This is a genomic window from Microtetraspora fusca, assembly GCF_001570365.1.
Lineage (GTDB): Bacteria > Actinomycetota > Actinomycetes > Streptosporangiales > Streptosporangiaceae > Microtetraspora > Microtetraspora fusca.
In genome coordinates this window covers 231,087-249,367 of sequence record NZ_BBYK01000039.1, presented here as the reverse complement: position 1 = coordinate 249,367, position 18,281 = coordinate 231,087, and the positions used below count along the sequence as shown (strand labels likewise).

Here is an 18,281-nt window from a genome sequence, read left to right as displayed (position 1 = left end):
CGAGGGAGGAGCGTGCATGGCTCACCCGCGATACTTGGGCGCTATGTCCCTGATCGCGCGACTTCGGACGCTTCCTCCGCTCGCGGTCGATGCCGCGTTGACGGTCGTCGTGCTCGCCGCCCAGACCGTGCCGTTCTTCTACTCGAGGCGGATGGCCGGCCCGGAGCCGTGGACAGTCATGGAGTACCTACCGGTCATCGGCGCCTCCCTGCCGCTGATCGTGCGCCGCAGGTACCCCTTGGCCGTGCTCATCGTGATCATCCTGGCGACCAATGTGTACTCGATGCACGATCCGGACATTCCCCCGCAGCCCCTCTGGTACGGACATCTCGTCGCCACGTACACCGTCGCTCAACTCGCACCACGATGGCAGCGTCTGGGGGTCATTCTGATCATGGTGCCGGGATCGATCCTCTTCGGTGGCAACTCGGTCCCCACCCTGGTCCGCGGTCTGCTGACGTGGGTCGCCTCCTACGCCCTCGGCCGGGCGGTCACCGTACATCAGGCGTACGCGAGGGTCCTGGAGGAGCGAGCGGCCCAACTGGAACGCGAGCGGGAGCTGGAGGCGGAACGCGCCGCCGAGCGCGAACGCGCCCGGATCGCCCGGGACATGCACGACATCCTCGCCCACGCGGTCAGCATCATGGTCGTGCAGGCCGAGGCCGGTCCGCTCGCCGTACGGACCGATCCCGACCGGGCGGAGGCCGCCTTCGACGCGATCGGCGCGGCGGGCCGGGAGGCGATGGCGCAGCTCCGGCGGATGCTCGGCCTGCTGAAGGAGACCGAGGGGCCGAGGGAACCGCAACCCACGATCGACCGGATCCCCGAACTGGTCGACGGAGTCGGCGACACGGGGCCACGGGTGTCACTGACGACCACGGGACAGCCGGTCGCCGTCTCGTCGGATGTGGAGGTGGCCGCCTACCGGATCGTCCAGGAATCCCTGACGAACATGCTCAAGCACGCCACCGCCACTGAGGCGGAGGTCCGGCTCGACTGGCGGGACGACGCGCTGTCGATCACCGTCACAGACGACGGGCGAGGTGCCGCGGCCGACGCGCGCGATCGTCGCGACAAGGAAGGCGCCTCCGATCCGCACGGCTTCGACGTGCAGCGGTCTTCGACGCGCGCCGCCGATCTGGACGGAGATCTGCACGCGTCTTCCCTTCGCGGGCCCGGTTTTTCCGGCGGAAACGGGCTGATCGGGATCCGTGAGCGGGCCGCGGCCTGCGGCGGCACCGCCTCCTTCGGCCCGCCACCCGGCCGTACGCATGGCTTCCAGGTGGCCGTATGGCTACCGCTCGCCGATATGTGAGAGTGAACCCGGTTCCAGGCATACGACGCCCTCTGGCAGGGTTTCCACGTGACGATCAATGTTGTGGTGGCCGACGACCAGGAGCTCGTCCGGAGCGGTTTCGCGATGATCCTCGACGCCCAGCCGGACATATCCGTGGTCGCGGAGGCGAGTGACGGTGCCGAGGCGATCGAGGCCGTCCGCCGTCAAGTGCCGGACGTGCTGTTGCTCGACATACGCATGCCCCGCATGGACGGCATCGAGGCCGCCCGCGTGGTGTGCGACGAGACCGACACGAGGGTCCTCGTGCTGACCACCTTCGACCAGGACGACTACGTGTACGACGCCCTCCACGCGGGCGCGAGCGGCTTCCTTCTCAAGGACGTCCGCCGGGACGACCTCGTCCATGCCGTACGCGTCGTGGCGGCGGGTGATTCCCTCCTGGCCCCGGCGGTGACCCGCAGGCTGATCGACGACATGGTGCGCAGGCGGCCGCGTCCCGCCGCCGCGCCCGTGGGTTTGGACGTGTTGACCGACCGCGAGCGCGAGACCCTGGTCCTTCTCGGGCGCGGCATGTCCAACGCCGAGATCGCCGCCGAGCTGGTGGTCAGCGAGCACACGGTCAAGACGCACGTCAGCAACGTGCTGATGAAGCTCGGGCTGCGCGACCGCGTCCAGGCCGTCGTCGCGGCCTATGAGTCGGGGCTGCTCCAACCCGGCACCCGCTGACCTGACCGGATTCGTTCTGTCGGTCCCGGCCGATACCTTTGCCTGGCAGGTAGGCGTGACAGGAGGTCCCGTGAAGTTTGAGGTGAACCGTGACGTTCTCGCCGACGCGGTGGCGTGGGCGGCCCGTGTCCTGCCCGGCCGGCCGGCCGTTCCGGTGCTCTCCGGTCTGCTGTTGGAGGCCGGCGACGATCTGCGGATCTCCGCGTTCGACTACGAGGTCTCCGCGCAGGTGGTGATCGAGGCCGATGTGGCCGAGCCCGGCCGGGCGCTGATCCCGGGAAAGGTGCTCGCGGAGATCACCAGAAGCCTGCCCAACGAGCCGGTGCGGATCGCCCTCGACGGCTCCGAGGCGCTGCTCACCTGCGGCAGCGTCGAGTTCGGTCTGATCACCATGCCCGCCGAGGACTTCCCGTCCCTGCCCGCGATGCCGCCCAAGGTCGGAGCGGTCGGCGGCGGAGTGTTCGCCACCGCGATCGGCCAGGTCGCCGCCGCGTCGAGCCGGGACGAGACGCTCCCGATGCTCACCGGCATCCGCATCGACATCAACGGCGTCTCGGTGTCCATGGCCGCCACCGACCGCTACCGGATCGCGGGGCGCGACTTCCTGTGGCATCCCGTCCAGGAAGGTGAGCAGCACGCCGCGGTGGTGCCCGCCCGGGTGCTGGTCGACGTGGCCCGCTCGCTGCGCGGCGGCGAGGTGTCCATCGGCCTCGGCGACAGCGTCGCCGGTTTCGAGAGCCAGGGGCGCACGACCACGGTCCGCCTGCTCGACGAGCAGTTCATCGACTACCGCTCCCGGCTCTCCAGCGAGTGGACCATGTACGCCGAGATGCGGGTGGCGCCCTTCATCGAGGCGATCAAGCGGGTGGCCCTGGTGGCCGAGCGGAACACCGCGATCCGGCTCTCGTTCTCCGCGGGCGAGGGAGGTTCGGCGGACGGCAGGTGCCTGATCCAGGCGGGCGGTGGTGACATCGGCCGCGGCGCCGAGGTCGTCGACGCCCATTTCACGGGAGACGACATCCAGATCGCGTTCCAGCCGCACTTCCTGCTGGACGGCCTGGCCGGGGTGGAGACGGAGCACGCCCGCATCAGCATGGATTCGCCCACCCGCCCGGCGCTCATCTCGAACGAGGGTGACGACCCCGACTTCCGCTACCTGGTCATGTCACTGCGCCTCGGCTGAGCCCGTTGACGCAACGAGCGCGGAGCGCATAAGGGCGGCCGGGCGAGACCGGTCGCCAAAGTTGCTGGGTTGGCCGAGGCCGTCCCCGCAAAGGGGGAGTCGACGTGGGCCAGCCGCAAGAAATGGGTTGGCGGACCGAAACAGCCGTGCCCGGATCGACCGGCTGGGATCGGCCGGGTGAAGAGGGAAGGCCGGGGGCAGCGTGCGCGCCGATCAGTGGGCTGGGATCGGTCGCGTGAAATGAGAGTCGAGAGTCCGCCGGGACTCAGCCCGCGAGGTCCTGCGACTCGGTGAGGGCGATCAGGATGTGCTCGATGCACGCGTGTCCGGCCCGCTCGGCCGCCGCGGCGTCACCGGCCACGATCGCGCGCACGATCGCGTCGTGCGGGATGTAGTTCTGCTTCAGCGAGCCGCCCGCCGCCGCGATGCTGGCGCGCAGCGCGGCCGCGAAGTCGCCGTACAGGTCCATCAGCACGCGGTTGTGCGTCGCCTCGACGACGGCGATATGGAACTCCAGATCGGCTTCCACGAACGCGTCCACGTGCCCGCCGGACCAGGTCTCCTCGCGCTTGGAGAGAGCCTTCTCGATCTTCTCGATGTCCTCCGCCGTACGGCGCGTGGCCGCGAGCCGCGCGGCCTCCACCTCGAACGCCCGGCGGACCTCGAGGATCTCCAACTGCTCGGCGGCGCGCAGCCGGCGCGCCATCGCGCCGGACAGCTCGCTCGTGGCCCGCACGTACGTGCCGTCGCCCTGGCGGCACTCCAGCAAGCCGGCGTGGGTGAGGGCCCGCACCGCCTCACGTACGGTGTTCCGGCCGACACCGAGGTGCTCCGCCAGCACGGTCTCCGTGGGGATCTTGGCGTTCATCTGCCAGGAGCCAGAGGTGATCTGCTCCTTGAGCTGATCGATCACCTGGTCGACCAGTGACGCCCGTTGCGCGGTACGCAGGCTCACATCCGCCTCCTCGGGGGACAGTCATCCGATGAGTCAATGACCGGTCGACCCTGATTATTCCAGAGCCCCCGAACGGGCCGCGAGCTCAGGGAGGGTTATCGGACGAGCGCCGCCGATGCGGTGGACCCCGGCATGTTCGCGCGGATTCCGACGGCTTCGAGAGCCCTACGATACGCCCTGGCCTGCTCCTCGCCGGAACCGGCCTGTCCCCAGAGGTCGCCGAGCTGGCGCCAGGCGCGGGCGGTCTCCCGGTCGATGCCGGTGGCGGTCCCTTCCAGCAGCTCCTGCGCCGTCCGCAGAGCCGGACCGGCGTCCTGGGAGCGTGCCAAGGCGATCTCGGCCAGCACGAGATGGGCGGTGGCCGGCACCGTCCCTCGCGTCCCTGCGAGCAGATCGAGCGCCCGTACGGCGAAATCCGTCGCCGCTTCGACGTCACCCGAACGGAAGCGTACGTGCGACAGCACGATCAGGCTGCGCGCGTGCTCGGCCACCCTGCCGGGCAGTTCGGCGAGGATCTGCGTCGCGGACGCGGCGTACTCGTTGGCTCGGTCCAAATCGGTGTCCTCGGCGGCCGCCGAGGAGATCCTCGCCCAGTTCATCGCGATCCGGGCGAAGCGGAACGCGAGCCGCTCGGGCCGGCCGGTCGCGATCGCGTCCTCCGCGAGCTGTACGGCGAGGGCCGAGTCCTCGCCTTCGGAGGCGGTGACGCTCGCCTTCCAGAGCGCCATCACCTCGCCGCTGCGGTCGGCGCACTCCGGAGTGTCGTGCGCGGCCAGGACGCGCTCGACGTACGGGAGGCCGGTCTCGGTCTCGGCCAGCGCGTCGGCGAGTTCCATCGCCAGCTCGCCGTGATCGATGCCGAGCGGCTCCACCTGGGACAGCGCCTGCGCACCCAGGTCCCGGGCGCGCAGCGTGTCACCGGCCCGCTGGTAACAGCGACAGAGAGCGACGGTGATGGGCAGATCGGCGAGACGCTCGGGGTGCGCGGTCGCCTCCCTGCGCAGCCGTTCGTACGCCTCGACCGCGGAGCCGGTGAGCCCCTGAGCCTCCAGCGCCCGCGCGAGCCCGAGCTGGGCGTGCGCGGCGAGCATCGCGTTCTCCTCGCCTGCGGCCTTGACAATGTCGCCGAAACGGTCGGCCGCAATTGCCGGATCGCCGTGGAAAAGCTCGAGCTGGGCGTGACGGAGACCCAGCTCGGTGTCGATGCGTTGCCGTGGTTCGATCCCGTGCAGGAGGAACTCAGTGGTGCATCCGAGCCGTTCCGCGAGCAGTCGCGCCACGACTGGCGTGGGCGTTCGCTTTCCGGACTCGATGAGCGAGACATAACTGTCGGAAAGGTCGGGTCCGGCCAGCTGGGCCTGAGACATGCGCCTGCTCAACCGCAGTCCGCGGACGCGGTCACCGATGGTTCCCTGACTCGGCATCTGATCTCTCAGGGCGGGAAAATGGTCAATGGTCACGTCATAATGGCATGAAGCTAGCGAATCGTGTAACCCTTGGTCAGGAATCGCCACGGTGAAGGTTCGATCACAGCCTCACGGGCCATCAGTCGTCCGCATCGTCCTTGCTCGGGAAGATCATCTGACAGACCTCGAGATACAGGGTCTCGGGGTAGGGGATAAAGGGAACCGTGCGCAGGGCCTGATCTTGGCCGGCCGACTCCATGACGAACTCTCCGTAACCGAGCATCCGGCCCAGCAGTGAGCGCTGGAAGCTCATGTCGGTGACCTTCGCCAGTGGCATCATCGCGACCCTGCGCGTGATCAGGCCCGTGGTGAGGAGCATGCGCTGGGACGTGACCACGAAGTAGTCGACCGACCACTCCGCGACCTTCCAGACGAAGCGGATGAGGAGCAGCAGCCAGGCCCACCAGACGACGACGAGTGCCTCGCCGCCTCCGGCATCGCTCAGCCACTTGCTGAGGAGGCCTGCCACGATCAGCCCGCCGAAGATCTCGCCGACGGGCCTGAGAAGTACGGCGGGGTGCCGCCGCACCATGATGACCTGGTGTTCGTGGGGGAGGAGGTAACGGTTGACCGACGACGGGGCGGAGTCCCCGTGGGTCACTAATCTCATGTCAGCTTGGCGAAGAACTGCGCCATCGAGTCCGCCGCCTTCATGACGCCGCTGACGGCGCCTTGCACCGTGTGCGCCGCGTCATCAGGCCTCGACAACAGGTAGAAGGCCACCAGACCGACCGCTCCCCACTTCACTACTTTCTTGAGCTGCACCGCCGTCACCACTCCCATGACCAATAGATTACCCAGGCGCCTACTTCGGTAAAGCGGTAAAACCGGAAGAACCGGCTTCGGTGTCGACGGTCATGCGCGCCCTTCGGCGAACACGGCGAGAACCTGTAGGTGCTTGCGCGCGATTCGCTCGACCAGGGCGGGGTACGCGTGGCCGGTGACCTCCTCGGCGCCGTGGTGGGCGACCTCGATGCACCGTGTCACGGTGGCGGCGGGGTGGATACCCGCGAACTCGTCGCGGAGCACGGCCTCGACCAACTCGTAGCGTCCGCCATGCGGAAGCTGACTCATGACTCCCCCTGATGAGCGACCCCGGTGGCCGGGAACGCAAAGACACGTCGTCGTTACTCTACGTACCCAGACGAGTACATGGTGTAACTAGACGCGGGAAAGTCTGGGAAAAGTTCAGACGACGCCGTAGAGGCGGTCGCCGGCGTCGCCGAGCCCCGGGACGATGTACCCGTTCTCGTTGAGCCGCTCGTCCATGCCCGCCGTCACCACGCGGATCGGCTTGCCCGAGCCCTGGAACATCTTGTCCAGGTACGCCACGCCCTCGGGCGCCGCGAGCAGGCAGAGCGCGGTGACGTCCTCGGCTCCCCGGTCGAAGAGGAACTGGATCGCCGCGCCGAGCGTGCCTCCGGTGGCCAGCATCGGGTCGAGCACGTAGCACTGCCGGCCGGAGAGGTCCTCGGGCAGGCGGGTCGCGTACGTCTCGGCCTGGAGGGTGGACTCGTTGCGGATCATGCCGAGGAAGCCGACCTCGGCCGTGGGGAGCAGGCGCATCATCCCGTCGAGCATGCCGAGGCCGGCCCGCAGGATCGGCACCACGAGCGGCGCGGGGCGCGACAGCCGTATGCCGTGGGCGGGCGCGAGCGGGGTCTGCACGGTCACGTCCGTGATGCGGACGTCTCGGGTCGCCTCGTACGCGAGCAGCGTGACCAGTTCGTCGGCGAGGCGGCGGAACGTCGGGGAGTCGGTGCGGACGTCACGCAGCGTGGTCAGCTTGTGGGCGACGAGAGGATGGTCAACGACGAGGCTTTCCATGCCACAGAAGGTACCGTCCATGGCAATAGGGACGAACGTCACCGCCGGTTTTGATCACAATTTGGCGCGGAAGCCGTACGGTTGGGACCGGAGTCTGGGACGATTGCCTGACGTTGGGACCGCATCGGTGGGGATGACGATGACAGACGAGGACGCGCTGGACTTCGCCATCGTGGTCTATCGCGAGGACGACCGCTGGGAAGCCGAGATGCTGCCGGTGGGGCTGACTTCCGATCTACACGGGTTGATCCACGCGCTCCGCCAGACGCCGAGCATGGGCACCACGATTGGCCTGGTCGCCGTTGGGGATGACTTCTTCGTGGCGCTGCGAGTCTTCGGTGAGCGTGTGACCGTTTTCCTGTCCGACATCACTGCCTCCTGGGACTGGCCGCTCGCGCAGCAGGTCCTTGATTACCTCGACGTCCCCATCCCCGAAGAGGAGGAGCTGGACAGCGTGCTACCCGCCGGCGATCTGTCGATCTTCGCCGACCTAGGGCTGGACGAGATGGAACTCGGCGCGCTCTCCGGAGACCTCGACCTTCTTCCTGACGAGGTGCTTTCGAGCATCGCCGCGCGGCTGGGGTTCTCCCAGCCGTTTGAACGTGCCGTCGACGCCGCTATCGGCTGACCTCGGGAGCCCGGCCATGCCCTCGAGATCCAATCTCTTCTCCGCCGCCTTCGTGAAGACCGACGGCGGCTGGACCGGAGCCGAGGTCGACCTCAGCTCGGCGGAGATCGCCGACGATCTGGGCGACGCCGTACAGGAGGCACTCGGCCTCGAAGGCGACGAGCTCGTCCTGCTCTGCGTCGAGGTCGAGGACGAGTGGTTCGCCATCGTCCGGTACGAGAACGACCTCGACCTGCGGGTCTTCCTCTCCGACGCGCAGTCCGGCCTGAGCGACCCGTTGGGAGAGATCTTCACCGACCTCGCCGGCGTGGCGGTCGACAGGGAGTCGTCCGACCTCGGGGTCCGGCCGGCGGGCGACTTCGAACTGCTCGCTGACCTCGGGGTGAGCTCGGAGGAACTGCTGGAGCTGAGCGTGGAGGAGGGGCTGCCCGCCGACGTCCTCTCCGTGATCGCCGAGCGGCTGTCCTTCGCAGACGAACTCGACCGCTTGCGGTGATCGGCCCGTCCTCGGCGTACGAGGCGGCCATGCGACGGGCGCTCGCGCAGGCCGTACGCGCGGGCGAGCGGGGAGAGGTCCCGGTCGGCGCCGTCGTGCTTGACGCGGACGGCGCGATCGTGGCGGAGGCGGGCAACGACCGCGAGGCGAGCGCGGATCCCACCGCGCACGCGGAGGTCCTGGCGCTGCGATCCGCCGCCGAGGCGCGCGGCGAGTGGCGGCTCACCGGCTGCACCCTGGTCGTCACTCTCGAACCCTGCACGATGTGCGCGGGCGCCGCCGTGCAGGCCCGCGTCGATCGTGTCGTGTACGGCGCGGACGACGACAAGGCGGGGGCCGTGGGCTCGCTCTGGGACGTGGTGCGGGATCGCCGGCTCAACCACCGGCCCGAGGTCGTCCGCGGGGTGCTCGCCGCGGAGTGCTCCGCCGTTCTCACCGACTTCTTCGCCCGGCGCCGGCCCTGAAACGACGGCGCGGGCATAGGCGTTTGTCCGGTAAGCTGACCAACGGTGGCGTCGCCTAGTGGCCGAGGGCGCACGCCTCGAAAGCGTGTGTAGGGCAACCTACCGTGGGTTCAAATCCCACCGCCACCGCCAGCACGAGAGAGCCGCCGACCTACGGGTCAGCGGCTCTCTCGCTTTCATCCCCATGGGCGCGGCTCAAGAGCCGCCATGGCCATGGGGAGCCATGAAGGTACCGACCTCCGCGTTGTGCCCTGTGGACACCTGATCCCGCTGATCAACGCAAGAGCCGCCGACCTGCGCGAGGTCGGCGGCTCTGTCGCCTTTCATGTCGCCCCCTGTCCGGGCGGCGTGGCTCAGCCGTCGAGTTCGAGCACCCGGGCGTGCAGCACGGAACGCTGGTGCAGCGCGGCGCGCAGCGCCCGGTGCAGGCCGTCCTCCAGGTAGAGGTCGCCGTTCCACTGGACCACGTGCGGGAACAGGTCGCCGTAGAAAGTGGAGTCCCTGGCGAGCAGGGAGTGCAGGTCGAGGACCGCCTTCGTCGTGATCAGCGAGTCCAGCCTGACCTGCCGCGGGGGGATCTGGGCCCACTCGCGGTTCGACAGACCGTGCTCGGGGTAAGGGCGTTTGTCGCCGACCAACTTAAAGATCACAGTACGTAGTCTAGGAGAGAAAGCCGCTCCGCGACGTGGAGGATCTCGTCAGATCGCCCCGGAGAAGGTGTCGCAGCGTCGCGGATCGCCGGAGCCGTAGCCGTTTTTGAACCACTTCATTCGCTGTGCGGACGTGCCGTGCGTGAAGTTCTCCGGGCTGACCCGGCCCCGCGCCTTCTCCTGGATGCGGTCGTCGCCGACGGCGGAGGCGGCGTCGAGCGCCTGGCGGATGTCGGCGTCGCTGAAGGGCTTGGCGAAGAACCCGGTGCTCACCGCGTTCTTCGCCCAGACGCCGGCGTAGCAGTCGGCCTGCAGTTCGAGCCGTACCGAGCCGCTGGTGGCGCCCCGGCCGGTGCCCTTGGAGATGTCGCCGAGGAGGTTCTGCACGTGGTGCCCGTACTCGTGGGCGATGACGTACGCCTGCGCGAACGGGCCACCCTCGGCGCCGAACTGGCTGTGCAGTTCCTCGAAGAAGCCGAGGTCGAGGTAGACCCGCCGGTCGGCCGAGCAGTAGAAGGGGCCGACTGAGGAGTCGGCCGCGCCGCAGCCGGTCTGGATGCCCCCGGTGAACAGCGTCGTCTTGGCCTGCTGGTAGCCGTCGATCTTGCCCTTCCAGTACTTCTGGAGGCTGTTGACGACGCCGACGACCCGGCACTTCTCGGACTGGTCGGCGTCCGCGCCGGTCTTGCACTGGGCGGCGAGGTCGCCGCTGCTCGCGGACCTGCCGCTCTGGGTGGGCTGCCCGCCGCCGCTCAGGAGCTGGGTCGGGTCGACGCCGAAGACGAGGGCCAGGACGACCACCACGATGCCCACGGCGCCGCCGCCGATCGCGAGCCCGCCGCCGCGGGACATGCCGCTGGACCCGACGTCGTCCACCTGAGAGGCGTCGAGTTCGGCCCGGTCATCGAAATCCATTCGGCGACGCTCCAGTTTGCGCGTGATCCTCTTGCGCATCTCGATGCTATCCACATCGCAGATGCCCCTTATGAAGAGAATCATGACCGCTGGAGGCTTGTGCCGGGTGTGAGGGGGCAACCGGGGCGCCGGAGCGGGCGCATGCCCGCAGTAGAGCGGGTGGACGGCCCGTCGTGGGAGCCCGAGACGGCCCCGAGGAAGCCTCTTCAGGGAGTCTGCTGAGACCCGAACCGAGGCCAGACGCACGAAAGCCCCGGTTGTATCAGACCGGGGCTTTCGTGTTCTTGCTGCTCAACCAAGCGCGGAGGATACGAGATTCGAACTCGTGAGGGGTTGCCCCCAACACGCTTTCCAAGCGTGCGCCCTAGGCCAACTAGGCGAATCCTCCGCCGAAAAGCTTAGCGGACTTTCCGACCTGTGGTGACCACAGTTTTTCCGGTGCGCTGTCCGGCCTCGGCACGGCGCGGGAGTGGTTAGACTGTCTGCGGACCCCTCGCGCGGCGTCATCCTGTGAACCTCCCCAGGGCCGGAAGGCAGCAAGGATAAGCGGGCTCTGGCGGGTGTGCGGGGGGTCTCTGAGTTTAGGGAACCGCCGGCCGGGTCGACCCCCCGAGGAGACGGCATGAGTCTTGCGCTGTACCGCAAGTACAGGCCCGGGACGTTCGCCGAGGTCAAGGGGCAGGAGCACGTCACGGAGCCGCTGCGCCAGGCGTTGCGGAGCGGGCGGATCAACCATGCCTTTCTGTTCAGCGGTCCGCGCGGCTGCGGTAAGACCTCCAGCGCCCGCATCCTCGCCCGCTCGCTGAACTGCGAGAAGGGCCCGACGCCCGACCCCTGCGGCGAGTGCGAGTCGTGCGTGGCCCTGGCCCCGACCGGCCCCGGGCACCTGGACGTCATCGAGATCGACGCCGCGTCGCACGGTGGTGTGGACGACGCCCGCGATCTGCGGGAGCGCGCGTTCTTCGCGCCGGTCTCGGCGCGCTACAAGATCTACATCATCGACGAGGCGCACATGGTGACCCGCGAGGGTTTCAACGCGCTGCTCAAACTCGTCGAGGAGCCCCCGCCGCACCTCAAGTTCGTCTTCGCCACGACCGAGCCGGAGAAGGTCATCGGGACGATCAAGTCCCGCACCCACCACTATCCCTTCCGGCTGATGCCCCCGGCGACGTTGCGCCAGCTCATGGAGGAGATCCTCGACTCCGAGTCGGTGCCGTACGAGCCGGCGGCGCTGCCGCTCGTGGTGCGCGCGGGCGCGGGCTCGGCCCGTGACTCGCTGTCGATCCTCGACCAGCTCCTGGCCGGCGCCGACGAGTCCGGGATCACCTACCAGCGCGCGGTGTCCCTGCTGGGCTACACCGACGGCGACCTGCTCGACGAGGTGGTCGAGGCGTTCGCCAAGCGGGACGGCGCCGCGGTGTTCCAGGCGGTCAACCGGGTCATCGAGGGCGGTCACGATCCCCGGCGGTTCGCGATGGACCTGCTGGAGCGCTTCCGCGACCTGGTCATCCTCGCCAACGTGCCCGAGGCGGCGGGCAACGGCCTGCTCGACCGGCCCGCCGACGAGCTGGAGCGCCTCCAGACGCAGGCGGCGTCGATGGGCCCGGCGGAGCTGACCCGCGCCGCCGAGGTCTTCAACACCGGACTGACCGAGATGCGCGGCGCGGCCTCGCCGCGGCTGCTTCTCGAGCTGATGTGCGCCCGCGTGCTCCTGCCCGCCGCCGCGGAGGGCGAGGCCGCCCTGCTCGCGCGGCTCGAACGCCTCGAACGCGGCGGCGTGCCGGGCCTGGCCGCCCCGGTGCCCGGCGTCGCGGTCCCCGCTCCGCAGCCGCCCCCGGCGGCCGCACCGGCTCCCGCCGTCCCGGCGGCTCCCGCGGCCCCTGTGTCCGCGCCCGCGCGTACGGCTCCCGCGCCCGATCCGCAGGACGACTGGCCCACCCCGGCGCGGCCGGGAGCGGCGAGCACGCCCCCGCGGGACGACACCGCCTCCGCCGCACCGGCAGCGGCGGCCGTGGGAGGGCCGGTGCAGCAGGCGTGGCCCAGGGTCCTCGACGCGATCAAGAACAGGCAGCGCGTCGCCTGGATGATCGTCAACGCGCAGGGCCGGCTCCTCGGCGTGGACGGCAACATGGTGACCGTCGGCTTCGAGAAGCCCGGCGACGTGCAGGGGTTCCTCAAGGGCAAGCGCGACGAGGTGGTCGCCGCGGCGCTCAGTGACGTGCTGGGCGGCACCTGGCGGGTCGACGTGGTCGTCGGGAGCTCCGGCCCGGCCGCCGCCGGTCCCGCCGCGCGCGGCTCCGCCGCCCCCTCCAGAGCGAATGGCACCGCCGACGCGGGCCCACGGGCGGCCGCTAAGGCCGAGGGGCAGTCCCGGCCGTCCACCGCCGAGCCGCGTACGCCTACGGAGACGGCGGCGCCCGCGAGCGGTCCCGAGACCGGCGGCGGGAGCGCGGGCGCGGGGCAGACGACCGACGAGTCGTGGCCGGACGCGCCCTCGGACGAGGACGACGGCCATCCGCCGGCGGGGTCGGGCGGCTCGCGCGGCTCCGCGCCCAGCCCGGGGCTGGCGGCGGCGAGGTCGGCGGCCAGGGCCGCGGCCCAGTCGGGCCCGCGCCAGGCGTGGCCGGAAGCGGTGCCCAAGCGGGCCGCGCCGCCCGATCAGGTGACGGACGACGTCGACCCGCTCAACGACGCGGACGCCGACGGGGACGAGCTCACCGGGATGGCGCTCATCCAGCGCGAGCTGGGTGGCCGTGTCATTGAGGAAATCGACCACTCCTGAGAGCCCCGCACCGCCTTGCTGGGGTGCGTTTACCCGGAACACGTACATGCTCCGGTATCAGATCCGCGGCAAACGCCGTAGGCTCGTCGCGACGACAAGTCGCTGGATGCCGAGGAGCGCACGAACGTGAACCCTGGAGATGTCAACCTGCAGCAGTTGCTGGAGCAGGCCCAGCTCATGCAGCAGCAGCTCGTCACGGCCCAGCAGGAGCTCAGCGACGCCGAGGTCGAGGGGACCGCGGGCGGCGGGCTGGTGGTCGCGACGGTCAACGGCAGCGGTGAGCTGCTCGAACTGAAGATCAGCCCCAAGGCCGTGGACGCGGACGACCCCGAGGAGACCGTGGAGACGATCGCCGATCTGGTGCTGGCCGCGGTGCGAGACGCGGTACGCGCGGCCGCCGAGCTGCAGCAGGAGAAGCTCGGTCCGCTGGCGCAGGGGCTCGGAGGCGGGCTCGGCCAGCTGCCCGGGTTCTAGAAGATCATGTACGAGGGGGTCGTCCAGAATCTGATCGACGAGCTGGGGCTGCTGCCCGGCGTCGGTCCCAAGAGCGCGCAGCGCATCGCCTTCCATCTGCTGGCGGCGGATCCGGCGGATGTGAAACGGCTGGCGCACGCGCTGCTCGAGGTCAAGGAGCGGGTCCGCTTCTGCCGCGTCTGCGGCAACGTCGCCGCGGAGGAGGAGTGCCGGATCTGCCGCGACCAGCGCCGGGATCCGCACGTCATCTGCGTCGTCGAGGAGTCGAAGGACGTCGTGGCGATCGAGAAGACCCGCGAGTTCCGCGGGCGCTACCACGTGCTCGGCGGCGCGATCAGCCCGATCGACGGGGTCGGCCCCGACGACCTGCGGATCCGCGAGCTGATGACACGGCTCGCCGACGGCCAGGTCACCGAGCTGATCCTCGCGACCGACCCGAACCTCGAAGGCGAGGCCACGGCCACCTACCTGGCCCGGCTCGTCAAGCCCATGGGTCTGAAAGTGACACGACTGGCCAGCGGTCTGCCGGTGGGCGGTGACCTCGAATACGCCGACGAGGTCACCTTGGGCCGCGCTTTCGAAGGACGGAGGCTGCTGGATGTCTGATGAGTGGGCCGCCCTGGCGGAACGGATCGCGGGGCACGCGCAGAACTATCTCGACGGCCTGACCCGGCTGGCCGGCGGCGAGGGCGGCGACGCCATCCTGCCGCTGCTGCTCGTCGAGGTGGCCCAGGTCAGCCTGGCGGGCACCCAGCTCGGGGCGATGCAGGACGTCATCCTGCAGGGCAACGTCGAGCCGGTGCTCAGCGAGGACCCCGACGTCGATCCCCTCCGTACGGCGCTGGCCGCCCGGCTCGGGCCGGTGGACGACTACGCCGAGGTGTTCGATCCGTACAAGGACACCGCGGTCACGCCGTACCGGCTGTCGGACGACCTGGCGGCGGTGGCGGCGGACCTGCTGCACGGGCTGCGGCACCACCGCGCGGGCCGCCCGTCCGAGGCGCTGTGGTGGTGGCAGTACTCCTACTTCAACACCTGGGGCAACCACGCGGGGGCGGCGCTGCGCGCGCTGCACGCGCTGGTCGCGCACACCCGGCTCGACGTGGTGGAGGAGAGCACCGTCGTCTGACGGCGCGGACGGCCGCCCCGGCGGGGTGTCTCACGGATCGTCCCACATGGTGAGCATGTCCCGTCGGGCTGGTGAGACCCCCCAGTAGACTGTGAGCTCCACGTCCTGATTCGTTCGGAGAGTTCCAGTGGCGCTCGTTGTCCAAAAGTACGGTGGTTCGTCCGTCGCCGACGCGTCCTGCATCAAGCGGGTGGCGCAGCGGATCGTCGCGACGAAAAAAGCCGGCAACGACGTCGTGGTGATCGTCTCTGCGATGGGCGACACCACCGACGAGCTCCTCGATCTGGCCAAGCAGGTGTCCCCGCTGCCTCCGGGACGCGAGCTGGACATGCTGCTGACGTCCGGCGAGCGCATCTCGATGGCGCTGCTGGCGATGGCGATCGCGAACCTGGGCCACGAGGCCAGGAGCTTCACCGGCTCGCAGGCCGGCGTGATCACCGACTCCACGCACGGCAGGGCGCGCATCATCGACGTGACGCCCGGCCGCATACAGGAGGCCCTCGATCTCGGTCAGATCGCGATCGTCGCCGGTTTCCAGGGAGTGTCGCAGGACACCAAGGACATAACGACGCTCGGCCGCGGCGGGTCCGACACCACGGCGGTCGCCGTCGCCGCCGCGCTCGAGGCCGACGTCTGCGAGATCTACACAGACGTGGACGGCATCTTCACGGCCGACCCGCGCATCGTCCCGACGGCCCGGCAGATCCCCCGGCTCTCCTTCGAGGAGACGCTGGAGATGGCGGCCTGCGGAGCCAAGATCCTGCATCTGCGCTGCGTGGAGTACGCCCGCAAGTACCGGCTCCCGATCCACGTCAGAAGCTCGTTCAGCACCAAGGAAGGCACGTGGGTCTTCACTGACCCCAAGACCGAAGGAACCGAGATGGAGCAGCCCATCATCTCCGGCGTCGCGCACGACCGGAGCGAGGCCAAGATCACCGTTGTCGGCGTGCCCGACAAGATCGGAGAGGCTGCCGCCATCTTCAATACGCTGGCCGACGCCGAGATCAACATCGACATGATCGTGCAGAACGTGTCGGCCGCGGCGACGGGGCGTACGGACATCTCCTTCACGCTTCCGACGAACGACGCGCAGACGGCGCTCACCGCGCTCAAGAAGATCCAGAGCAAGGTCGTGTTCGACTCGCTGCTGTTCGACGACCGCATCGGCAAGGTCTCGCTGATCGGCGCGGGCATGCGCTCGCACCCCGGCGTCACGGCGAAGTTCTTCGGCGCGCTGGCCGACGCGGGTGTCAACATCGAAATGATCTCCACGTCCGAGATCCGCATCTCGGTGGTCGTCGACGAGGACGATGTGGACGCGGCCGTCAACGCCGCACACCGGGCGTTCGACCTGGACGCCGACGAAGTCGAGGCAGTCGTTTACGGAGGTACCGGCCGATGAGTCGCAAGCCCACCCTCGCGCTCGTCGGCGCCACCGGTGCCGTGGGCACCGTGATGCGGGACATCATCTCCAACCGGGAGGACATCTACGGCGAGATCCGCCTCGTCGCGTCCGCCCGCTCGGCGGGCCGGCTGCTGCCGGTGCGCGGCGAGGATGTCGTCGTCCAGGCGCTGGCCCCCGAGGTGTTCGACGGCGTCGACATCGCCATCTTCGACGTGCCGGACGAGGTGTCGGCCGAGTGGGTGCCGGTGGCGGCCCAGCGCGGCGCGATCGCGATCGACAAGTCGGGCACGTTCCGGATGAACCCGCAGGTGCCGCTGGTGGTGCCGGAGGTCAACCCCGGCGACGCGCGGAACCGGCCGCTCGGCATCGTCTCCACCCCCAACTGCACGACCCTGTCGATGATGGCCGCCATGGGCGCCCTGCACAGCGAGTACGGCCTGCGCGAGCTGGTCGTGGCGTCGTACCAGGCGGTGTCCGGGGCGGGCGTGGCCGGCTCGGCGCGGCTGTACGACGAGATCGAGGCGCTGTCGGGGGATCGCACGGTCGGCCAGACCGCCGGTGACGTACGCAAGACCCTGCAGAACAAGCTGGGCGACGCGGAGTCTCCGTTCCCCGCGCCGATCGCGTTCAACGTCGTGCCGTGGGCCGGGTCGCTCAAGGAGGACGGCTGGGCGTCGGAGGAGCTCAAGCTCCGCAACGAGTCCCGCAAGATCCTCGGCATCCCGGACCTCAAGGTCTCGGCGACCTGTGTCCGGGTCCCGGTGGTCACCACGCACTCGCTGGCCGTCCACGCGACCTTCGAGCGCGAGATCACCGTGGCGGACGCGCACCGCGTGCTGGAGGCCGCGCCCACGGTCGTCCTGATGGACGACCCGGAGAACGGTGTCTGGCCCACGCCGGTGGACGTCGTCGGCACGGACCCGACCTACGTCGGCCGGATCCGCCAGGCGCTCGACTTCCCCAACACGCTGGATCTGTTCGTCTGCGGCGACAACCTGCGCAAGGGGGCGGCGCTGAACGCCGCCGAGATCGCCGAGCTGATCGCGGCCGAGTTCACGGCCTGATCCGCCTGACCTGTCGGGCCCGGCGCGGAAGCCACCGCTTCCGCGCCGGGCCCTCCTCATGTCTTCCGGCGTCCGGAGCCGCCGGCCGGTCGGGGCGGCCTGGCCGTTCCCACACCATGACCTGGGTGCCCGGCGGGTCGCGCGCCGAACGGGGCCTCTAACGGAAGAGGATGTCCCAGTGGTTGTCCTCGTCCGCGTACACGATGGTGTCCGAGGCAGCCTCCGGGCGGTACATCCGCGCCCCGTCCCCGCGTGTCGTCCAGTAGTCGAACGTCTTGGTCACGTACGCGTCGATGCACGGGTTGTGGGCCACGTCGATCTTGTAGCCGTTCTCGTGGCTGTAGCGGCCGCGGGTGTGGCCGACCTCGGTGCCGCCGGTGACGACGATCCGGCAGTCGCTGCGCCGCTTGAGCTCGATCGCCTGGGCGAGCGTGCCGTACCGGACGCCGTCCAGGGATGTGCAGGTCGGGTTGGTGCGGTCGGTGCAGCGGCCCGACGATCTCCAGCGCAACCCCGCGGCGAGGAGCTGCCGCATCGCCCCGGCGTGTTCGAGCCGGGCGGCGGCGCTGATCGACGTCGCGGCGTTTCCGCGCGGCGTGGTCGCGAGCGTCCGCGCGGGTGGCAGCCGTACCGGCAGGGCGACCGCCGAGGAGACGTACCGCGCGTTGGCGGCGGTCAGCGGTATTACCTGTGTGGCCGATTGGGACAGCAGGACGATCATGGTCGTCCTGACGAGTCCCCACCACGAGGGACGTGAAGTCATGCGTCATCCCCGGTGCTCAGTCCTTGATCGGGTGGCGGGGGAGTTCGCCAGGATGAT

General features: G+C 69.6%; 21 protein-coding genes, 2 tRNA genes, 1 other RNA gene and 1 pseudogene. 14 read left to right on the top strand and 11 right to left on the bottom strand.

All coding sequences use genetic code 11. From position 1 onward, the window contains the following. Window positions 1-43 precede the first annotated feature (43 nt). From AWQ68_RS04205 to dnaN, 3 genes are all read left to right on the top strand, one after another. Window positions 44-1,315, top strand: coding sequence for a sensor histidine kinase (locus AWQ68_RS04205; RefSeq protein ID WP_066934880.1), 1,272 nt, complete (start codon window positions 44-46; stop codon window positions 1,313-1,315). A gap of 48 nt (window positions 1,316-1,363) precedes the next feature. After that, window positions 1,364-2,023, top strand: coding sequence for a response regulator (locus AWQ68_RS04200; RefSeq protein ID WP_066934878.1), 660 nt, complete (start codon window positions 1,364-1,366; stop codon window positions 2,021-2,023). Window positions 2,024-2,093: 70 nt separating this feature from the next. After that, on the top strand, window positions 2,094-3,206 hold the full coding sequence (dnaN, locus tag AWQ68_RS04195) for a DNA polymerase III subunit beta (protein WP_066934875.1): 1,113 nt from the start codon (window positions 2,094-2,096) through the stop codon (window positions 3,204-3,206). A gap of 265 nt (window positions 3,207-3,471) precedes the next feature. On the opposite strand, the gene AWQ68_RS04190 is transcribed toward dnaN, so the two are convergent. The 7 genes and pseudogenes from AWQ68_RS04190 to upp form a co-directional block, all read right to left on the bottom strand. After that, a complete protein-coding gene (locus AWQ68_RS04190) occupies window positions 3,472-4,161 on the bottom strand; it encodes a FadR/GntR family transcriptional regulator (protein WP_066934871.1) in 690 nt (229 codons plus the stop codon). A 95-nt stretch (window positions 4,162-4,256) separates the two neighbouring features. Then, on the bottom strand, window positions 4,257-5,252 hold the full coding sequence (locus tag AWQ68_RS04185; RefSeq protein ID WP_245655762.1) for a tetratricopeptide repeat protein: 996 nt from the start codon (window positions 5,250-5,252) through the stop codon (window positions 4,257-4,259). Window positions 5,253-5,453: 201 nt separating this feature from the next. After that, window positions 5,454-5,528 (bottom strand): annotated as a pseudogene (locus AWQ68_RS44605) (hypothetical protein); the annotation flags it as partial. Between the two features lie 178 nt (window positions 5,529-5,706). Further along, window positions 5,707-6,237: a PH domain-containing protein gene (locus AWQ68_RS04180; RefSeq protein WP_066934866.1), complete on the bottom strand. Its 531-nt coding sequence runs from the start codon at window positions 6,235-6,237 to the stop codon at window positions 5,707-5,709. Beyond that, window positions 6,234-6,410 (bottom strand): hypothetical protein, encoded by a 177-nt coding sequence (locus tag AWQ68_RS42020; protein ID WP_157544863.1) that lies wholly within the window; start codon window positions 6,408-6,410, stop codon window positions 6,234-6,236. Before AWQ68_RS42020 ends, AWQ68_RS04180 begins: the two co-directional genes overlap by 4 nt. Window positions 6,411-6,482: 72 nt before the next feature. Continuing rightward, a complete protein-coding gene (locus AWQ68_RS04175; RefSeq protein WP_066934864.1) occupies window positions 6,483-6,701 on the bottom strand; it encodes a hypothetical protein in 219 nt (72 codons plus the stop codon). A gap of 114 nt (window positions 6,702-6,815) precedes the next feature. Further along, window positions 6,816-7,454 carry a uracil phosphoribosyltransferase gene (gene upp / locus AWQ68_RS04170; RefSeq protein WP_066934861.1) on the bottom strand — a complete coding sequence of 213 codons (639 nt, stop codon included), beginning with the start codon at window positions 7,452-7,454 and terminating at the stop codon, window positions 6,816-6,818. Between the two features lie 133 nt (window positions 7,455-7,587). Here upp and AWQ68_RS04165 point away from each other — a divergent pair, with 133 nt between their 5' ends. From AWQ68_RS04165 to AWQ68_RS04150, 4 genes are all read left to right on the top strand, one after another. Continuing rightward, window positions 7,588-8,082 carry a tRNA adenosine deaminase-associated protein gene (locus AWQ68_RS04165; protein ID WP_066935594.1) on the top strand — a complete coding sequence of 165 codons (495 nt, stop codon included), beginning with the start codon at window positions 7,588-7,590 and terminating at the stop codon, window positions 8,080-8,082. Window positions 8,083-8,098: 16 nt separating this feature from the next. Then, complete coding sequence (locus AWQ68_RS04160; RefSeq protein ID WP_066934858.1) at window positions 8,099-8,578, top strand: tRNA adenosine deaminase-associated protein; 480 nt, start codon at window positions 8,099-8,101, stop codon at window positions 8,576-8,578. Beyond that, on the top strand, window positions 8,575-9,042 hold the full coding sequence (gene tadA / locus AWQ68_RS04155; protein WP_373281493.1) for a tRNA adenosine(34) deaminase TadA: 468 nt from the start codon (window positions 8,575-8,577) through the stop codon (window positions 9,040-9,042). Before AWQ68_RS04160 ends, tadA begins: the two co-directional genes overlap by 4 nt. A gap of 44 nt (window positions 9,043-9,086) precedes the next feature. Next, a tRNA-Ser gene (locus tag AWQ68_RS04150) sits at window positions 9,087-9,174 on the top strand. Between the two features lie 221 nt (window positions 9,175-9,395). Here the strand turns inward: AWQ68_RS04150 and AWQ68_RS04145 are convergent. From AWQ68_RS04145 to AWQ68_RS04135, 3 genes are all read right to left on the bottom strand, one after another. Beyond that, window positions 9,396-9,692: a type II toxin-antitoxin system VapB family antitoxin gene (locus tag AWQ68_RS04145; RefSeq protein WP_066934855.1), complete on the bottom strand. Its 297-nt coding sequence runs from the start codon at window positions 9,690-9,692 to the stop codon at window positions 9,396-9,398. Window positions 9,693-9,740: 48 nt separating this feature from the next. Beyond that, entirely contained in the window at window positions 9,741-10,607 is an 867-nt protein-coding gene (ypfJ, locus tag AWQ68_RS04140) for a KPN_02809 family neutral zinc metallopeptidase (protein ID WP_066934852.1), read from the bottom strand. Window positions 10,608-10,909: 302 nt separating this feature from the next. Beyond that, window positions 10,910-10,995 (bottom strand) — tRNA-Ser (locus AWQ68_RS04135). 96 nt (window positions 10,996-11,091) lie between these two features. On the opposite strand from AWQ68_RS04135, the gene ffs reads away from it, so the two are divergent. The 7 genes from ffs to AWQ68_RS04100 all read left to right on the top strand — a co-directional run bounded on the left by ffs (window position 11,092) and on the right by AWQ68_RS04100 (window position 17,461). Then, window positions 11,092-11,187: signal recognition particle sRNA small type (ffs, locus tag AWQ68_RS04130), an RNA gene on the top strand. 42 nt (window positions 11,188-11,229) lie between these two features. After that, complete coding sequence (locus AWQ68_RS04125) at window positions 11,230-13,389, top strand: DNA polymerase III subunit gamma and tau (RefSeq protein WP_066934849.1); 2,160 nt, start codon at window positions 11,230-11,232, stop codon at window positions 13,387-13,389. 126 nt (window positions 13,390-13,515) lie between these two features. Continuing rightward, entirely contained in the window at window positions 13,516-13,863 is a 348-nt protein-coding gene (locus AWQ68_RS04120) for a YbaB/EbfC family nucleoid-associated protein (protein ID WP_218006762.1), read from the top strand. A 6-nt stretch (window positions 13,864-13,869) separates the two neighbouring features. Further along, window positions 13,870-14,469 (top strand): recombination mediator RecR, encoded by a 600-nt coding sequence (gene recR, locus AWQ68_RS04115; protein WP_061256196.1) that lies wholly within the window; start codon window positions 13,870-13,872, stop codon window positions 14,467-14,469. Then, a complete protein-coding gene (locus tag AWQ68_RS04110) occupies window positions 14,462-14,992 on the top strand; it encodes a DUF5063 domain-containing protein (RefSeq protein ID WP_066934845.1) in 531 nt (176 codons plus the stop codon). The genes recR and AWQ68_RS04110 overlap by 8 nt, the downstream gene beginning before the upstream one ends. A gap of 127 nt (window positions 14,993-15,119) precedes the next feature. Further along, the gene (locus AWQ68_RS04105; RefSeq protein WP_066934843.1) at window positions 15,120-16,394 is read left to right on the top strand and encodes an aspartate kinase; all 1,275 of its coding nucleotides are present in this window, start codon (window positions 15,120-15,122) and stop codon (window positions 16,392-16,394) included. Further along, entirely contained in the window at window positions 16,391-17,461 is a 1,071-nt protein-coding gene (locus tag AWQ68_RS04100) for an aspartate-semialdehyde dehydrogenase (RefSeq protein WP_066934840.1), read from the top strand. Before AWQ68_RS04105 ends, AWQ68_RS04100 begins: the two co-directional genes overlap by 4 nt. Window positions 17,462-17,618: 157 nt before the next feature. Here the strand turns inward: AWQ68_RS04100 and AWQ68_RS04095 are convergent, their stop codons facing one another. Further along, window positions 17,619-18,224 carry a hypothetical protein gene (locus AWQ68_RS04095; RefSeq protein WP_157544861.1) on the bottom strand — a complete coding sequence of 202 codons (606 nt, stop codon included), beginning with the start codon at window positions 18,222-18,224 and terminating at the stop codon, window positions 17,619-17,621. Between the last annotated feature and the right edge of the window lie 57 nt (window positions 18,225-18,281).